Source organism: Litorimonas sp. WD9-15 (assembly GCF_050271975.1).
GTDB lineage: Bacteria > Pseudomonadota > Alphaproteobacteria > Caulobacterales > Maricaulaceae > Litorimonas.
In genome coordinates, this window is sequence record NZ_CP189850.1 from 1,746,233 (window position 1) to 1,762,963 (window position 16,731).

General features: G+C 53.8%; 21 protein-coding genes. 18 read left to right on the forward strand and 3 right to left on the reverse strand.

The genetic code is table 11. From position 1 onward, the window contains the following. The first annotated feature begins 8 nt into the window (after window positions 1-8). Window positions 9-923 (forward strand): hypothetical protein, encoded by a 915-nt coding sequence (locus ACP9M6_RS08150; protein ID WP_427450098.1) that lies wholly within the window; start codon window positions 9-11, stop codon window positions 921-923. Window positions 924-933: 10 nt separating this feature from the next. On the opposite strand, the gene ACP9M6_RS08155 is transcribed toward ACP9M6_RS08150, so the two are convergent. After that, window positions 934-1,326 carry a hypothetical protein gene (locus ACP9M6_RS08155; protein ID WP_427450100.1) on the reverse strand — a complete coding sequence of 131 codons (393 nt, stop codon included), beginning with the start codon at window positions 1,324-1,326 and terminating at the stop codon, window positions 934-936. A 153-nt stretch (window positions 1,327-1,479) separates the two neighbouring features. Here ACP9M6_RS08155 and ruvA point away from each other — a divergent pair, with 153 nt between their 5' ends. The 3 genes from ruvA to ACP9M6_RS08170 are packed head-to-tail and all read left to right on the forward strand — an operon-like array spanning window position 1,480 to window position 3,588. Beyond that, window positions 1,480-2,109 carry a Holliday junction branch migration protein RuvA gene (ruvA, locus tag ACP9M6_RS08160; RefSeq protein ID WP_427454769.1) on the forward strand — a complete coding sequence of 210 codons (630 nt, stop codon included), beginning with the start codon at window positions 1,480-1,482 and terminating at the stop codon, window positions 2,107-2,109. After that, a complete protein-coding gene (gene ruvB / locus ACP9M6_RS08165) occupies window positions 2,106-3,137 on the forward strand; it encodes a Holliday junction branch migration DNA helicase RuvB (RefSeq protein ID WP_427450101.1) in 1,032 nt (343 codons plus the stop codon). The genes ruvA and ruvB overlap by 4 nt, the downstream gene beginning before the upstream one ends. 1 nt (window position 3,138) lies before the next feature. Further along, on the forward strand, window positions 3,139-3,588 hold the full coding sequence (locus ACP9M6_RS08170; RefSeq protein ID WP_427450103.1) for a YbgC/FadM family acyl-CoA thioesterase: 450 nt from the start codon (window positions 3,139-3,141) through the stop codon (window positions 3,586-3,588). Here ACP9M6_RS08170 and ACP9M6_RS08175 read toward each other — a convergent pair. Further along, window positions 3,571-3,909 carry a hypothetical protein gene (locus ACP9M6_RS08175; RefSeq protein ID WP_427450105.1) on the reverse strand — a complete coding sequence of 113 codons (339 nt, stop codon included), beginning with the start codon at window positions 3,907-3,909 and terminating at the stop codon, window positions 3,571-3,573. The genes ACP9M6_RS08170 and ACP9M6_RS08175 overlap by 18 nt on opposite strands. 57 nt (window positions 3,910-3,966) lie before the next feature. Here ACP9M6_RS08175 and ACP9M6_RS08180 point away from each other — a divergent pair, with 57 nt between their 5' ends. The 3 genes from ACP9M6_RS08180 to ACP9M6_RS08190 all read left to right on the forward strand — a co-directional run bounded on the left by ACP9M6_RS08180 (window position 3,967) and on the right by ACP9M6_RS08190 (window position 5,386). Further along, window positions 3,967-4,497, forward strand: coding sequence for a hypothetical protein (locus ACP9M6_RS08180; RefSeq protein ID WP_427450107.1), 531 nt, complete (start codon window positions 3,967-3,969; stop codon window positions 4,495-4,497). 62 nt (window positions 4,498-4,559) lie between these two features. After that, complete coding sequence (locus tag ACP9M6_RS08185) at window positions 4,560-5,033, forward strand: hypothetical protein (RefSeq protein ID WP_427450109.1); 474 nt, start codon at window positions 4,560-4,562, stop codon at window positions 5,031-5,033. Continuing rightward, window positions 5,030-5,386, forward strand: a complete 357-nt coding sequence (locus ACP9M6_RS08190; RefSeq protein WP_427450111.1) for a DUF3088 family protein — start codon at window positions 5,030-5,032, stop codon at window positions 5,384-5,386. Before ACP9M6_RS08185 ends, ACP9M6_RS08190 begins: the two co-directional genes overlap by 4 nt. A 3-nt stretch (window positions 5,387-5,389) precedes the next feature. On the opposite strand, the gene ACP9M6_RS08195 is transcribed toward ACP9M6_RS08190, so the two are convergent. Continuing rightward, window positions 5,390-5,794: a hypothetical protein gene (locus ACP9M6_RS08195; protein ID WP_427450112.1), complete on the reverse strand. Its 405-nt coding sequence runs from the start codon at window positions 5,792-5,794 to the stop codon at window positions 5,390-5,392. A 203-nt stretch (window positions 5,795-5,997) separates the two neighbouring features. On the opposite strand from ACP9M6_RS08195, the gene tolQ reads away from it, so the two are divergent. From tolQ to thiD, 11 genes are all read left to right on the forward strand, one after another. Then, on the forward strand, window positions 5,998-6,714 hold the full coding sequence (gene tolQ, locus ACP9M6_RS08200; protein WP_427450114.1) for a protein TolQ: 717 nt from the start codon (window positions 5,998-6,000) through the stop codon (window positions 6,712-6,714). 2 nt (window positions 6,715-6,716) lie between these two features. After that, window positions 6,717-7,178, forward strand: a complete 462-nt coding sequence (locus tag ACP9M6_RS08205; protein WP_427450116.1) for an ExbD/TolR family protein — start codon at window positions 6,717-6,719, stop codon at window positions 7,176-7,178. Continuing rightward, a complete protein-coding gene (locus ACP9M6_RS08210) occupies window positions 7,165-8,001 on the forward strand; it encodes a hypothetical protein (protein ID WP_427450118.1) in 837 nt (278 codons plus the stop codon). The genes ACP9M6_RS08205 and ACP9M6_RS08210 overlap by 14 nt, the downstream gene beginning before the upstream one ends. Before the next feature lie 11 nt (window positions 8,002-8,012). Then, window positions 8,013-9,335: a Tol-Pal system beta propeller repeat protein TolB gene (gene tolB, locus ACP9M6_RS08215; RefSeq protein WP_427450119.1), complete on the forward strand. Its 1,323-nt coding sequence runs from the start codon at window positions 8,013-8,015 to the stop codon at window positions 9,333-9,335. 130 nt (window positions 9,336-9,465) lie between these two features. Further along, window positions 9,466-10,038: a peptidoglycan-associated lipoprotein Pal gene (gene pal, locus ACP9M6_RS08220; RefSeq protein ID WP_427450121.1), complete on the forward strand. Its 573-nt coding sequence runs from the start codon at window positions 9,466-9,468 to the stop codon at window positions 10,036-10,038. 100 nt (window positions 10,039-10,138) lie between these two features. After that, the gene (gene ybgF, locus ACP9M6_RS08225; protein WP_427450122.1) at window positions 10,139-11,074 is read left to right on the forward strand and encodes a tol-pal system protein YbgF; all 936 of its coding nucleotides are present in this window, start codon (window positions 10,139-10,141) and stop codon (window positions 11,072-11,074) included. 20 nt (window positions 11,075-11,094) lie between these two features. Continuing rightward, window positions 11,095-12,333 carry a tRNA lysidine(34) synthetase TilS gene (gene tilS, locus ACP9M6_RS08230; RefSeq protein WP_427450123.1) on the forward strand — a complete coding sequence of 413 codons (1,239 nt, stop codon included), beginning with the start codon at window positions 11,095-11,097 and terminating at the stop codon, window positions 12,331-12,333. 117 nt (window positions 12,334-12,450) lie between these two features. Further along, window positions 12,451-14,385: an ATP-dependent zinc metalloprotease FtsH gene (gene ftsH, locus ACP9M6_RS08235; RefSeq protein WP_427450125.1), complete on the forward strand. Its 1,935-nt coding sequence runs from the start codon at window positions 12,451-12,453 to the stop codon at window positions 14,383-14,385. Window positions 14,386-14,454: 69 nt separating this feature from the next. Then, window positions 14,455-15,270, forward strand: coding sequence for a dihydropteroate synthase (gene folP, locus ACP9M6_RS08240; protein WP_427450127.1), 816 nt, complete (start codon window positions 14,455-14,457; stop codon window positions 15,268-15,270). Then, complete coding sequence (locus ACP9M6_RS08245; RefSeq protein WP_427450129.1) at window positions 15,263-15,865, forward strand: hypothetical protein; 603 nt, start codon at window positions 15,263-15,265, stop codon at window positions 15,863-15,865. The genes folP and ACP9M6_RS08245 overlap by 8 nt, the downstream gene beginning before the upstream one ends. Then, window positions 15,862-16,728, forward strand: a complete 867-nt coding sequence (thiD, locus tag ACP9M6_RS08250; RefSeq protein WP_427450131.1) for a bifunctional hydroxymethylpyrimidine kinase/phosphomethylpyrimidine kinase — start codon at window positions 15,862-15,864, stop codon at window positions 16,726-16,728. The genes ACP9M6_RS08245 and thiD overlap by 4 nt, the downstream gene beginning before the upstream one ends. Window positions 16,729-16,731 lie beyond the last annotated feature (3 nt).

A 16,731-nucleotide genomic window follows, 5' to 3' on the forward strand; every position in this document is an offset into this window, starting at 1 on the left:
GAGCAGGCATGAGACTTTTAGCAATATTTCCGGTTTATCTGGCACTGATGGCCTGCAGCTCTTCTAATGCTGAAGCTGATCTGAACTGCGCCGATATTATTGGGATGGAGGCTCTTTTGTCTCCGAGTGGCCCCGATATAATCGTTATAGGGGAACTGCACGGTATGACCGCTCCGCCGGAATTTGTCTCGGCTTTGACATGTCACAGTTTGGCGAAAGGCTTGAAAACGAATCTGGCCTTGGAAATCTACGATGAGGACAACCGCCTAGCTGGTTTTATAGAATCTGATGGAAGTTATGAGGCCGAAACAGAAATGTTGAGGGCTCCAATGTGGACAACCGGCTTCACGGATGGTCGCTCTAGTGAAGCGGTCTTGTCGTTAATAAAAACGGCAAGGCAATGGAAAAGTGAAGCGCAGCCTCTGTTCGTCACGGCTTTCAGGGATGTTAATTTAGCCTCTCAGACTTTCGAAACGCCTTCAGAGGGATCGGCTGCTTTTGAGAAGGGCATGGCGGAAAATATTATCGTCGCTTCGCAAGACCATGATAAAACGATCGTGCTTGTCGGAAATCTGCACGCCAGTATGGGACGTTGGACCTATGGGGATTTGGATTATACGCTCATGGCGGCCCATCTACCACGCGCGCGGACACTCACATTCGATATGGTTGCGACCGAAGGGACGGGTTGGAATTGCATCGGGCAACCGATTATTTGTGGGGTCAACCCATATCAGAACACGATCAGGTCAGACCATCCCGTCGCAGTCGAAAACGTTTTCCGTGTGCTAATGAAAGATGAGCTGAAAACCTATCCAAAAACTGATGTCAGGTTTAACGCCGAAGATTATGATGGTCTCATTTTCATGGGCCAAGCGGTCGCATCACCTCCTGCAAATGCAGACGGGCGCGCGCCTCTATGATTGTTTCAGGTTACTTCCGCGGGACCCAGACGGGAGGCGGTGTTGTCGGCTCTGGCCAGCTTTGCGGCGGTACATAAACGGGCGGTTCAGGTGTTGGCTCCACATAGACAGGTGGAGCCGGTTCAGGTGCCGGCGGCACATAGATGGGCGGTTCCGGAATAGGCTCCGGTTCGGGTACATACTCTACGACTGGCGGCGGAGCGGGCGGCAGCATGACTTGCGGCTGACACGGCGCGTATATCCCGCAAGGCGGAGGCGGCGGAGTAGGCGCACAACAAACGGTAACAACTTCCGGTGCAGAGCCGTATCTTGTATTTGCGTGAGGGCCTTGCGCACAGGCGGACACCAGAACGGCAACGCCGCTCAGATAAGCCAATTTCGTCACCAAAGATGATTGCGCCATAAGACTGTCTCCTGATTCGTTTTCAACATGACCGAAAACGTTTAAAAACCGTATAATTTTTCGAGGTGACTTTGCCTTTAGTGGACCCGCGCCTTAGACCTGTCCCATGAGACATGACTTCGATTCGTATTTGGGCCTAAAACTGTGATCGGCATGGTCAGTGGTATCTGCCTGATGGCGGGGACGGGCGAAGCCATCGTGGATTGCGGCGGGGTCGGTTATCTTCTCTCCTGTTCCAGCAAGACGCTTTCGCGCTTGGAGGAGGGTGTGGCCTGTCGCCTCCACGTCGAAACCCATGTCCGCGAGCAATCCATAACCCTGTTCGGGTTCTTTACCGAGGAAGACCGCGCCTGGTTCGTCCGCCTGCAATCCGTGCAGGGTGTAGGTCCGAAAGCGGCACTGGCCATTCTTGATATTATGAGCCCCGGCGAAATCATGAGTGCCGCGGCGCTGGAGGATAAAACAGCCTTTGCCCGCGCCAGCGGCGTCGGCCCGAAACTCGCCACACGGATCGCGACAGAGCTTTCAGGCAAAGCGCCACCTTCCGGACGCGGCTTTCAACCTGCTTTTACGCCACCTGTGACTGCGGCAGCGGGAGAGGCGACCCGTGCGGAGGGTATGTCCGACATGGTCCTGCGCAATGACGCGATCAGTGCGTTGGAAAATCTGGGGATTGGTCAGAGCGAGGCCTTACGCGCCGTCGCAAAAGCTTACGGTACATTCGCGGAAGACCCCAAATTGGATGATCTGATTAAGGTCGCGTTGAAAGAACTCAGCGCATGAGCGAGGAGCGCCTTGTTTCTGCGGAGCCGTCAATTGGCGATTCGCATGATCGTGCCCTGCGCCCGCTCTCTTTCTCCGATTTCGTTGGGCAGGCTTCGGCGATTGCCAACCTGAAAGTCTATGTCGAGGCCGCGCGGCGGCGGGGTGAACCGTTGGACCATCTGCTCCTCTCCGGCCCGCCGGGTCTCGGTAAGACAACCTTGTCACAGATCGTCGCGCGGGAACTTGGCGTCAATTTCCGCTCCACCTCCGGCCCGATCATTTCAAAGGCGGGTGACCTGGCGGCGCTTCTGACCAATCTCGAACCCAATGACGTGCTGTTTATTGATGAAATTCACCGCCTCAATCCGGTCGTGGAAGAGGTCCTCTATCCCGCGATGGAGGATTTTGAATTGGACCTGATCATCGGCGATGGTCCCGCCGCCCGGTCCATTAAAATCGACATTGCGCCCTTTACGCTGATCGGTGCGACCACGCGGGCAGGGTTGCTCGCCACGCCGCTGCGGGATCGTTTCGGCATTCCCGTGCGGCTCGAATTTTACGATGTTGACGACTTGACTTCCATCGTCACGCGGGCGGCGGGAAAACTCGGCCTGGCCATGACGCCGGACGGGGCACGGGAAATTGCGGGACGGGCGCGGGGGACGCCGCGTGTGGCCGGGCGGTTGCTGCGCCGGGTGCGGGACCTCTCGGAACATGCCGGAAATGAGGTCGTTGATGCCGTGGCTGCAGATGCAGCACTTAAAAGGCTCGGCGTCGATCATATCGGTTTGGATAAGCAGGATATGCGCTATCTGCACGCGTTGTGCGAAATGTTTGGCGGCGGGCCAACCGGGGCCGATACGCTCGCGGCGGCCCTGTCAGAAGCACGGGACGCGCTGGAAGATGTGATCGAGCCTTACCTTATTCAGCAGGGTTTTCTGCAGCGCACGCCGCGGGGCAGGATGGCAACACCCCGCGCCTATGCGCATCTGGGCCTGAACCCACCGGCGACACCGCCCGCGCCGGATTTGTTTGAGGGAAAGTAAGATGGTCGAGCAACCCAATATTGGCTGGTTCGAAGGCCGCGTGCATCACTATCCCTTACGCATTTTCTATGAGGATACGGATTTTTCCGGCATCGTTTATTACGCCAATTACCTCCGGTTTTTCGAACGCGCGCGGAGCAGTTTCTTCCGCCTTGTCGGGTTTGAGCACGCCAAACTCTGGGACGGCGAGGATCCGCTCGCCTTCGCCATTCGCAAGATCGAACTGGACTACAAAAAACCCGCCCGCGTGGATGACCACCTCGTCGTGCAAACAACTTATGACCGGATCAAGGGCGCAAGGTTATGGGTCAGTCAGGCCTGCTATCGCGGGGATGAACTGTTGGTGACGGCAGTGTCCGAAGCCGCTAGCATTACACCCGAAGGCCGCCCAAAACGCGCGCCGAAGGCGATGGTGGAGCGGCTGGGGCCTTATCTACTCTCCGACTACTGAATATTTATACTTTCCAACGTCAATCTTCCCAATTGGCGTGAACTTACAAATGAAGACTAAGAGCCGTGATTTAATCAATAACATGATGAAATACCAAAAAAAAGCAATGATCAAAGCCGGTATCAGATTTAACTCGCCGAAATCGTATGTGATCCCAAGCGCCTTCATTTCTATATCTTTGTCAATCGTCACATTAGGCTTTCCATCAGCGATAAAGAATGCTGCAAGAAGCAAGAAAGGCGCGGTGATGATCGCGATAAGATATTCAATGACGAGAATGAGTTTGAAAAAGCCCCAAACGCTTATATCGCGTAATGTCATATGTGCCCTTACCATTGATTCTTACGATAACTTGCAGAGATTTACTTTCGCGTCGATATGAAAACACCAGATCACATTCCCTACGCCCTCTGGCCCATCCGCAAGACCGCCGACCCGCGGGCCGCAACGCAGGCGCAGTTTCTGCACGGCCTGTCAGAAATCTTGCAATACCAAGCCCCGATGCAGGCGCTGGCGCTGTTCCAAACTTACGCCAAGGCCAGCGGATTGATGAAAATCGCCGCGCCCGTGCGCCGTAAATTTGAACGCGCGGTTCTGCTAGCGGAGAAGGCGGGCCAGATTATTGTCGAGCGCGAACCTGACCCCGAGGCCAAAGGCGCAGAGGATAGTGTTGGCTGGATCCTCCGCCTGCCGGATCAACCGCCTGTCATTCTGCGTGACCTCGGCCCGCGGGGATTTGCCGAAATTCCTATGAGTGAGCTGGCCGCTTTGGTCCTAGAGATTCGCAGCGCCGATGAATTTGCCGGACGTGAGGATATTTACCGTGCAGTGCTTGATCATTACGGATTGCAGAAATTAACGGCGCTGGTGCGGCGACGATTGGATGCGGTTTTAGCGGAGTATTTCTGATACTCTAATTGTTTGCGGCTCCATAACTTGCAAACACTCAGATGCTATGCGACGCAAATGATATGAGAAAAATACTATTCGTCATGCTGATTACATTCTTGGGGTCTGGAGTTGCATCTGCTGAGGATGATTCGTTTGAATGTATGCAGGCTACTATCTTCAAAGCGTATTACGCGGCCGGGGGTGCGCAAGCTTTGCCTGCCTTCAGTGAACCTTCTGAAGGTGGGACGCGTGTACAAAGTCAACATCCATTTACGCACCTGTTTGGACAAACGAAATATCTGGAGGGGCAAAATGGCAATTTTGCTATCTGCCAGTATAGCAATCATGTCGGTTTAGTGGCTCAGTATGGACAGCGTGTGACCCAAAGGCTGGATTTGAAGTCTGATGACTGTTCCTCAACGGATTGTGCTAAGACATTTTGGCGAGACGAGTGGATGGATAGCGATCCAAATAGTGAAAATCTTATAGCTGTATGCATGGAAACCCGAAAAGGCGAAAATCACCCAAGTACTGCTTGCGCATTTAAAAAATGACACGGGACATACTCTATCTCCTCCCGCCCGGTTTCGCCGACAATGACCGCCGCGAATACTGCCCTGAATGTGCGGAAATTTGGGGCGTGCTCGCCTATTACCCAGCTATCAAAGAGTCGGTTGAGATGATTTATCAGCCGATTGCAAAGCCGCGAGAAGACTTGGTCAAACTCCTTGGCGATAAGAACCAAAACTGCCCGACACTCGTTTTGAGTGCGGGCAGTCCTGAATTTGAGTATTGCGGGATCATGACGATGCGCGGCGAGCGGTTCATCAATAATGCCCGGGATATCGGGCGCTATTGGTCGCAACGTTACGGGACTGCCGTTCCACGTGGAACAGGCCCGATTTAGGCTCTACTCAACTGGAACCGGTGGTCCGGCCAATTCGCCCTCTGCTGGGCCTACACGTCCTGTTTGAATATTGGAGTCGCAGAAATTTGTGACTTCCGTTTGATTGCCCGTCTGCGGATTGACCGTGACGTAAAAGACTTCGGCCTGTTTGACGATAATCTTCTGCTCTGTCCGTTGCGTGATGGGCTCATAAGGCGGGTTCTCAATCACGCTTACGCCGAAAACCGTTTTGGTTTCTGCCGGAACTTCGACTTTTTGCAGTTCAGCGACTTCATAACAGACGGGTACGGGCGGCGCGATGACGACTTCTTCGATCTCGACCTCTTGAGGTTCAGGAACCACGGCGCAGCCTGAGACTGTGGCCCCCACAGTGAGTGCTGTGAGAGTAAGGATTGCAGTGATGCGCATAAACGCCTCCAAAAATTCGTATGTTTGTCGCCTAATATCCGATCTGGCCCAAATTACGACAAGATTAAGTCGTTTTCCGCATTAAGAGCCCGTCAGGTTTAAGGATAAGGTTAACGTTTGCTCAATAAGACTTACAAACGCTTAACTGGCCCCGTGGGATTTGTGCGTTTATCGCCCGTCCTAGAACATTTTCAGGACTAAACATGATCGACCTCATTTATCAGAGTTCAACACTGCCGCCCGCACATAGCGGGGATTTTACGTTTCTCTCTCTCTTCCTCATGGCGGATTGGGTTGTAAAATCTGTGATGATCGGCCTCGCGCTCGCATCAATCTGGTCTTGGGTGGTCGCGATAGATAAGGGCTTCATGTTCTATATGCTCAAAAAACGCGCGACGGATTTCGAAGATACATTTTGGTCCGGTCGGACATTGGACGAACTCTCAACGGCGCTGGGCAGTGATACGCGTGACCCGATGGCCCGTGTTTTCGCCGCCGCCATGCGCGAGTATAATGAGAGTCGGAGTTCTGGCACGGCCCGCCCGGAAGCCACCCATGGCCGGATTGACGCCGTGATGAACCTCGTCATTAATCGGGAACTGGCCAAGGCAGAGCGCGGCATGATTGTGCTTGCGACGATTGCGTCGATTTCTGTCTTTATCGGTCTTTTCGGGACGGTCTGGGGCATTATGAATGCCTTCCGTGCGATTGCGGCGACCCAAAATACGAATCTCGCTGTTGTCGCGCCCGGCATTGCCGAAGCGCTCTTTGCGACGGCTCTCGGCTTGATCGCGGCGATCCCGGCCAAGATTTTTTATGACAAATATAGCTCTGACATCGACAAATATGGTGGTCGTCTTGAAGGCTATGCGGATGAACTCTCCGCTATTCTCTCCCGCAAACTCAATAAGGGCGGGTAGTTATGGGTATGTCAGCCAGCAGAGGTGTCGGACGAAATGGCGGACGTCGCCGCAATCGACGCACGCGCGTTGATTCAGAGATAAACGTGACGCCGCTGGTCGATGTCATGCTGGTTCTGCTCATCGTATTTATGGTCGCCGCGCCCTTGCTCTCTGTTGGTGTGCCGATTGAACTACCGAAAACGGATGCGAAATCTCTGCCGTCCCAAAGCGAGCCGATCACGATTTCTGTCGATCAGGCGGGCACGATTTTCATCCAAGAAACAGAAATCGCACTGGACGATATTGCTGCACGCCTCATTGCGATTAGCAATAATGGATATGACGAACGCATATACCTGCGCGGGGCGGGGCAAGCAGATTATGAGTCTGTCATGAAAGTCATGGCGCGGGTCAATGCGGCGGGCTTCTCGAACCTTGGACTCGTGACGGACCCTGTAAATGCATCGGGTGGCGGGAATTAAACTCGGCCTTCCCATATCCCTCGCGCTTCATGTCGCAGTCTTCGGTGGGTTCACCTATTTCTCCGCTGGCGCTAAGCCGCTTGAGCCAGGGAATATTATTCCCGTGTCCATCCTGACCGTGGATGAGGTCACGAACGTCTCTGCAGCTGTAAAACGCCCAAAACCGGAGCCAATTGCAGAACAGCCGGACATCATGACCACGCAGACGCCGATGCAAAATGCGGAAGAAGAGGCGCCGGAGGTGAAAGTTTCTGCAGATGAAGTGACGGCGGAAAAGATCGCCGAAGCTATCCTTCCCACACCAAAAAATGCGGATGAGCCGATTGACGAACAACTGGATACACCCAAACAGCCCGAGACTCCCGTCTTTGATTTAGACGCGATTTCAGGTTTGGTCGATCAGGCGAGGGATACCGCACCGGAGAAAAATCAACAGATCGCGACACAATCCGAAACAAATAATATTCGTTATGACGACGCAGCCCGCGCCGCTACAGGTGAGGGGAGCGGCATGACGGGAACGGAAACGGACTTACTTGTCTCGGCCATGCAAAAATGTTGGCGCATGCCGGCGGCCGCAACGGATGCGGAGAATTTGCGCGTGCGCTTGAAGGTGAATTTCATTCTTGGCGGGCATGTCGAAAATGTAGAACTCATCGACCAAGCGGCCTCACGTAAACTCTCGCCCGGCAACCCGTTCTGGCTACAGGCAGAGCGGGAAGCCATTGCCGCTGTCCATAAATGTGCGCCCTATGATTTCCTGCCGGATGAACGTTACGGTGTTTGGCGCGAACTCGTCTTGAACTTACGCCCGGAATTGTAAAGACTGGCCTTATGACAACTCTCAAGCGAATTTTTCTGTTTCTGGTCGGGTTCTGCCTCGCCCTATTTTTGGGCAGCACGGCTTCGGCCCAACTCGAAATTGATATTACAAAAGGCAATCTCGATCCGACACCAATTGCGGTTCCGGACTTTATTGCGGATAGTTCTGCGGAGCGGGATTTCGGGAAGAAGATCGCGGAAGTTATCCGTGCGGACCTCGAACGCTCCGGTCTTTTCCGCTCGCTCGATCCGGCCAGTTTTCTCGAAACACAGACGAATATTGACTATAAACCCGCCTTTGCCGACTGGCGCGTGATCAAAGCGGACGCCCTTGTGTCAGGTCGAATTCGTCAGGAGAGTCCAAGCCGCATCCTCGTTGAGTTCCGCCTTTGGGATATTTTTGCAGGGGAGCAGTTAAAAGGTGTGAGGTTCGCGACAACGCCTGAAAACTGGCGACGGACGGCGCATAAGGCGTCGGATGCGATCTATGAGGCATTGACCGGAGAGACCGGATATTTCGATACGCGGATCGTCTTTATCGACGAACGCGGGCCGAAGATTAACAAGCAAAAACGCCTCGCCATTATGGATCAGGACGGTGAAAATCCGATCTACCTGCTCGGGGGGTCTGACCTCGTTCTGACACCGCGTTTCTCGCCGAGTTCGCAGACCATCACTTATATGAGCTACGAGAATGACCGCCCGCAGGTCTATCTGCTCGATATTGAGACCGGTCGCCGTGAACTTCTGGGTGATTTCCCGGGTATGACCTTTGCGCCGCAATTTTCACCGAATGGGGACCGTCTCATCATGTCGATGGAACGTCGCGGTAATTCCGATATTTATGTGATGGACCTGAAATCACGTTCGACCCAACGGCTGACAACGGACCCGGCCATTGATGTATCCGGCAGCTTCTCACCTGATGGCCGTAAGGTCGTGTTTAACTCTGATCGTGGGAATAGTCCTCAGCTCTATGTCATGGATGCGGACGGTAAAAATGTGAAACGGATCAGTTTCGGGAAGGGCCGCTACAGCGCGCCCGTTTGGTCACCGCGCGGAGATAAGATCGCCTTTGTGCGCTCCGGTGGCGGGAAGTTCGGCATTGGCGTCATGGATGTGGACGGCAAGAATGAGCGTATTCTGACGAATAGCTATCTGGATGAAAGCCCGACCTGGAGCCCGAATGGTCGCGTCATCATATTCTCCCGCGCGAAACAGGACCGCGCCGGCACAACGGAAATTTGGTCGGTTGATTTGACGGGACAGAACCTTCGTAAGGTGGAAACACCGGGTATGGCGTCTGATCCGGCGTGGTCACCACTTCTGCCTTAGATTTGTGATTTTAGCGAAAAAAGACGCAATCTTTCCAAATTGTTAGCCCGTTGACGGGATTTGACCATTTTTTGCCTTGATTGCGCCCCAAAGCCTGCGTTTAAATATTCGAGAGATTGAGGAGAGACTAATGAAAAAATATCTAATGGCAGGCGCAGCCCTTTTAGTTCTGTCCGCCTGTGCCACACAACCAGAGCCCGAACTCATGCCGGAGCCGGAACCGGTTGTAGAAGTTCAGCCGCAAATCATCGAGCCGGAGCCCATTCCGGAAGCGCAACCACTGCCGCCCGTGGTAGAACCGTTCGTGGATCCAAACCTCCCCATTCCGGGGTCAGAGGATGATTTCGCCTTTCAATCGGGTGGTGAGCCGCGCGTATTCTTTGGGTATGATCAGTTTAATTTATCCCCCGAAGCGCAGGATGTTTTACGCCGTCAGGCCAATTGGTTGAATATCTATCAAGATGCGATCGCCACAATCGAAGGCCATGCGGATGAGCGCGGTACGCGGGAATATAACCTCGCCCTTGGCGCGCGCCGGGCGGATAGTGTTAAAGCGTTTCTCGTCAGTCAGGGCGTCGCGCCAAATCGTCTGCGTACGATTTCCTACGGAAAAGAACGTCCGATCGACCCGCGTGCTAATGAAGCCGGGTGGTCCAGAAACCGGAACGGTCATACCAATCTTCGTCTCGGTGGGATTGGATAATCCATTAACCGGGTGTTTATGACCCTGACTGCGAATTAAGTGCCAAAATTCAACGCCGTCAGCTATGCTGGCGGCGTAACCTATTGAGACGGAGACAAACATGTCCGCCATCCTGAAAACCGCATTCGCGACATTGATGCTTTTGAGCTTGTCATTTGCGACACCTGCGCAGGCGCAATCGAAGAAAGAACTTGCGGCGCAGAACGCTGCGCTCGCCGAACGTTTGACGCGACTGGAATCGCGTATGTTGACGGGCGATCCGGCAGCGGAACGCCTAATGGCACGGATTGACGCGCTGGAAGGGGCCCAACGGGCGCTGCGCGGTGAATTAGAGCGCGTTACATTTGAGCGGGATGGCCTGAAAGGCGAAGTCTCGCAATTGCGCACAGAATTGCAAATTATCCAAGATATGGCCGGCCGGATGAAGGTCCATCTGGATGCGGTTGATCTAATTGCACAGGAACAAACGCGTCCCATTCAACGTCGCACGGGCCCCGTACAACTCGGCCCGACGACACCGCTCGACCCCTTAGGCGGGGCACCGGAATTTAGCGAACAGCCTCTCGTGATAGGACAGGCCCCGACCCTTGGGCAGCCTCCAATTCTTGCCCAGCCGTCCTTAAAAGACAGATCTCTGACATCCGATGTTCCAAATGATGTTGCGGAGCTTGGTCAAAAAGGTAAGCGCCTTCTCACAGAAGGTGATTTTGGCGGGGCGCAGATCGCTCTCAGCCAATATCTCCAGTTTAATCCCGACGCGGCGGATGTTGGTGAAATGCAATATTGGCTGGGCGAGAGCTATTATGTGCGCGGCGGATTTGCGGACGCGGCGGATGCGTATATCACAAGTATGAAACGCGACCCGCGCGGCGAAAAAGCGCCGGACGCAATGGTCCGTTTGGCAGGAGCCCTGCGTCAGCTCGGCAAACCTGCCGATGCCTGCGCTACGCTGGCCAGTTTCCCGTCGCAATATCCCCGCGCGAGTGAGGCGGTGAAGGAAAAAGCGAGAGTCGAGGCGGCCCGCGCGAGTTGCTAGCCCTTCAATAGGGCGATGACGTGACGATTCCTGCGCCTAAACTCTCCGGCCCTGCCGCCATTGCCTTCTCGGGCGGTGGAGACTCAACGGCGATGATTTATGCGTTTCGCAATCATCCGAAAGTCACCCATGCTTTTATCATTGATCACGCGCTTCGTGACGGGAGCGCGGAAGAAGCAGCGGAGACCGCCCTTTTTGCCCGCTCACTCGGCTATGAGGTGCAGATTGACCGTTGGCAAAATGACGGTCCGAAAACGGGTATTCAGGTCAAGGCGAGGGCGTATCGCTACAAAGCTCTCGGAGAAATGTGCCGCGCGGCGGGATTGGAAAATCTGATCACGGCCCATACGGCCGATGACCAAGCGGAAACGCTTCTGATGAGGCTGGACCGTCAGACGGGATGGCGGGGATTGGCGGGCATGCCTGACCGGTCTTATGGCGCGCTCTGGCCCGCACTTGCGGATGTCACGCTACACCGGCCATGGTTGAGTGTGTCCCGCGCAGATATTCGAGATTACAATCGAGAACAGAGGCTCGATTTCGTCGACGACCCGTCCAATGAAAATTCAGATTTCACGCGTATCAAAGTGCGGCAGGCGCTTTCCGCGGATAATGATCTTCGAAAGGACCTCCTGCAGACGCAAAAACATGAACGGCGGCGATTGTTGGAAGAACGCGCCCGACATGCGGCTTGGTTATCTCAACATGCCGTCATAAGTGACCAGAACTATGTCGAAATAAATGCTGTTCCGGAGCCGGAAGTCTTACTCCATATTCTGAGAAGCGTGGCAGGGACAGGCGGCCCGATTGACCGGGCGAGACGCGTCAATCTTGCCAAGCGACTCACCCATCGCGATTTTCAGGCGGCGACTCTGGCGGGGGCTTGGGTCGTAAAACGCCCTAACGGATTTCTATTCACGCGCGATAAGGTCGCAGTCTCGGGCAGGGACACACATTCCGCATTAGGGGAAAGATACGTGTCGCAACACGAAACCGCCATTTGGGATGGACGATTTATCATTCAGATGAAATCCAAAGGCGTATGGATCGAACCCGCATTCGGTAACGGTTACAATATCCGACAATCAATTGAAAAAGATAAGTTTTTAGGTTGCCCGGAACAGGTCAGACCCAGTCTACCACTTTTTACAATGGGGTCTGAAGCTTTAGGATTGGGCGCATGTAGCACCGATAAACTTATTTCTCGCGCCACTGCGGCGCGGCGCTTGCAGAGCTTATTTCCGCCCCAAACTGTATAAGTTAACCTTGCTTATCAAATTTACGACAGCTGAGGCGCTTTCTTTTGGCGTGTGGCCTCCCATATGTTAAAGACGTAAAAGTGACTGGTATAACCCGAACCTAAAGGTCCGATCAGAATGAAAAATGTAAATACCCGTAATTTCATTGTCTGGGGCATCGTGATTGCTCTGCTCCTCGCTATGATAACAGCGGCCAGTTCCGATGTTCAGGGCGGGCCGAGTGATGAACTGACCTATTCCCAATTACAAGAACGTGTGGAATCCGGCCAAGTCGAATCCGCGCTGATCGACACAGAGGGCGGCGTGATCACCGGAACACTGACGGGCGGTGAAAAATACAAAACCAATATTGGTGCGATAAATCTCAACGCTGACGAAATCTTCGAAGGCACGGATATTCCTTATAAGTTCGAAGAGCGCAAACAGCAGAGCATGTTTGGCTCGCTCCTCATGGGCCTCCTGCCGCTCCTCATCATTGGTGCGCTTTTTCTGCTCTTCTTCCGGAACATGCAGGGTGGCGGTCGTGGCGGGGCGATGAACTTCGGTAAGTCTAAAGCGAAATTGCTGACCGAAAACACGCAGAAGAAAACATTTGACGATGTGGCCGGTGTCGAAGCCGCGAAAGAAGATCTTCAAGAAGTTGTGGAATTTCTGCAAGACCCCACACGGTTTACGCGTTTGGGTGCCCGTATCCCGACAGGTGCCTTGCTCGTGGGACCTCCGGGTACCGGTAAGACACTTCTCGCGCGCGCCGTCGCAGGAGAGGCGGGTGTCCCATTCTTCACCATCTCCGGTTCCGACTTTGTCGAAATGTTTGTTGGTGTGGGTGCGTCCCGCGTGCGGGAAATGTTCGCCGATGCACGGAAACAAGCGCCGTGTATCATCTTTATTGACGAGATCGATGCCGTCGGTCGTCATCGGGGTGTCGGGACATCAGGTGGCCACGAAGAGCGCGAGCAGACCCTAAACCAGCTTCTTGTCGAAATGGACGGATTTGAGGGGGATGAAGGCATTATTATTATTGCCGCAACGAACCGTCCTGACGTGCTCGATAAAGCGCTCCTGCGTCCGGGTCGTTTTGACCGTCAGATCGAAGTCCCGTATCCCGATATTCAGGGCCGCGAGAAAATTCTCGAAGTCCACATGAAGGGCAAGCCCATCGCGGCAGATGTTGAAACGAAATATATTGCGCGTGGTACGCCCGGGTTTTCCGGTGCTGACTTGATGAACCTCGTCAATGAGGCAGCGCTTCTGTCCGCGCGCCGCAATAAGCTCAAAATCACGCAACGTGAATTTGATGATGCCCGGGACAAGGTTCTGATGGGTGCAGAGCGTCGGACACTCTCCATGACGGATGAGGAACGCGAGAATACAGCCTATCACGAAGCGGGTCACGCGATTGTCGGCCTGAATATGGAAGGTAGTTTGCCGATCCACAAGGCAACGATTATCCCGCGCGGGCGTGCCCTGGGCATGGTCCAATATCTGCCGGAGCGCGATCAGATTTCGCAATCCCGTCAGGAAATGATTGCGCGTATGGCGATGGCCATGGGGGGTCGTGCGGCGGAAGAACTCCACTTCGGCTATGACCGCGTCACCTCTGGTGCGAGTTCCGATATTGAGCAGGTCACGCGTATCGCGACGGCCATGGTCACGGAATGGGGCCTGTCGGATAAAATCGGTCCGATTGCCTATAAGCAACAGGATAATGGCTCCTTCGTGCCCGGTATTGGGCGTGGCTCTGCGATTTCACCGGATACGGCGCGCCTCATTGAGGATGAAATCAAACGCTTTATTACTGAGGCGCATGAGAAAGCCCTCGAAATCCTGAAGAAGAAAAAGAAGGATTGGGTTGCGCTCGCCGAAGCTCTCCTCGAGTTTGAAACGCTCTCAGGCGAGGAGATCAAGACGCTGCTTGAAGACGGAACGCCGCCCAAGCGCAATGATGGTTCAGGTGGCGGAAAACCTGCCGTCGCGGCTGTGCCGACAACGCGCAAGCCAAAACCCAAACCCATCGGTGGGACGTCCACCGCCAAGGATATTGACGAATAAAATAGGCCCCGACTTTTTGAAGTCGGGGTTTTTCTTTATCCTCATGGTTCCAGCCTTTAAAGTCTGCACATGTTCAAACGTCCCAAAATCATGGGTGTCCTCAATGTCACGCCGGACAGTTTTTCCGATGGCGGTCGGCATGACACGCTGGAACGTGCCACGAGGCAGGCCTTGCGTCTGTTAGAAGAAGGTGCCGATATTCTCGATATTGGCGGGGAGAGCACGCGTCCCGGCGCGACGGAAGTCTCTATCGAGGAAGAGATTAAACGTACCATCCCGGTCATTCGCGCTATTCGTGAGGCCACGCGTGATTTCGACTCGGACCCGCTGATTTCGATTGATACGCGAAAGCCCGATGTGGCCGAAGCTGCAATCCTCTCCGGAGCAGATATCTGGAATGATGTCTCGGCGCTCGGATTTGACCCGCGCTCACCTGCGCTCGCGGCTGAATTGGGCTGTCCCGTCATTCTGATGCACGCGCAGGGTTCGCCCGAAACGATGCAGGATAATCCGGAATATGCGGACCCTGTGGCGGAAATTAAAGCGTGGCTATCAGAGCGGGTCGAAGCGGTCATCGCGGCAGGTGTTGAGCGGGAGAACATCATACTCGACCCGGGTATCGGGTTCGGTAAACGGCTGGAGGATAATCTCGCGATTTTCAAACGTTTGGACGACATTAAAGCATTGAGTTTCCCCATCCTGATGGGCGCGAGCCGCAAGAGCTTTATCGGTCGCATTGACGGTTCTAACGCGGATGACCGCTTAGGCGGAAGTCTCGCCGCCGCCCTCTGGTCCGCGCAGAGGGGCGCGGATATGTTAAGGGTGCATGATGTGGCGGAGACTGTGCAGGCCGTGCGGGTTTGGAAGGCGATGGCTAGTGTATAACTTTCATGAAGAGTTAATGGATGAAGATTTCAAAGATACGAATCGTTATGTGCCAATATATGAAAGTGAAATAGATTATTGGTGTTCTGAAAGAGTGTTTTATGAGCGCAAATTAACCATAGCGCCATTCTACGGAGCTGGCGCAGGTGCTCTTGCGATTGGCGCAGCAATATTGAGCAATCCTTCAAATCGAGTTTTAGAAATAATACTCCCCTCTGGATGGTTGTTTATAATCAGTTTGATGTCAATGTTCATAGCTGGAGGGTTTTACGTAGCTACAAGTATGGCTTATGCAAATGAGTATACGGTGCGAGGTAATGCCGTTCGTCAGTTCCACAATTATAGAGACAAGTTGGTTGCTAACTCCAACAAAATTCAGAGTAGTACTTACCAGCAATTGTTAGAATTGATGCCTGCTGTAAAAGCCTCGATTAATGAAAAGATTGTAGAAGCTAATTCCGATGACAAACATGGAAACATCTATCTCATTTTAGCAAGAGTGATATCAGCAATAGGTATTTTGTTTTTCTTATTTGCGATAGTTTCTCCTATGTTGGTTCTTTCTCTTTCTTACGATTTTGGATTTATAAAATGACTGACTCCCAAGGCCGCGTTCTCATCATTGCGGGTTCCGACTCTTCCGGCGGGGCGGGTATTCAGGCGGATATCAAGACCTGCGCCGCTTTCGGCGCTTATACCATGACCGCGATTACGGCCGTCACGGCGCAGAATACGGTCGGTGTGCAAGCGGTAGAGATGATGCCGGCGACCCTCGTGAAACAACAAATCGAATCTTGCCTCTCTGATATTGGTGCCGATGTCGTGAAGATCGGCATGTTGGGGACGAAAGAGATCATTGAGGTGGTGGCAGAAGCCGTGGATGAGTTAGATGCATTCGTCATTCTCGATCCTGTCGCGGTTGCGACTTCGGGTGATGCGCTGTTGGATGAGGATGCGTTGGTGGTTTTGCGCGACAAGCTATTGCCGCTTGCTGACCTCGTGACACCGAATGTTCCCGAGGCGGAACTCCTGACAGGTCTCAACATTGAAGACGTGGACGACCTGACGAAAGCTGGCGATGTGCTGCTAGAGAAGGGCGTTTATGCGGCGCTGATGAAGGGTGGGCATTTGTCCGGTAAGTCCGTCGTTGATGTCCTCGTCAGTGAAGAGGGCGCGAATATCATGTCCGGCCCGCGTCTGCATACGCGCCACACACATGGGACTGGCTGCACATTAGCCAGCGCGGTCGCCGCAAATATGGCGCTGGGCCTCGATCTCGACGAAGCCGTCATGAGGGCGCGGGAATTTGTCTTTGAGGCCATTCGCTCTGCGCCCGGTTTTGGATCCACCAAAGGGCATGGTCCGCTCAATCACGGTTTGGCGCTGATGGAGGAAGAGGAGGCTGAAACGCCTGCGGGCAAAAACCCCTTCGCTGCGTTAAAAGGGCTTACGACTTAAATC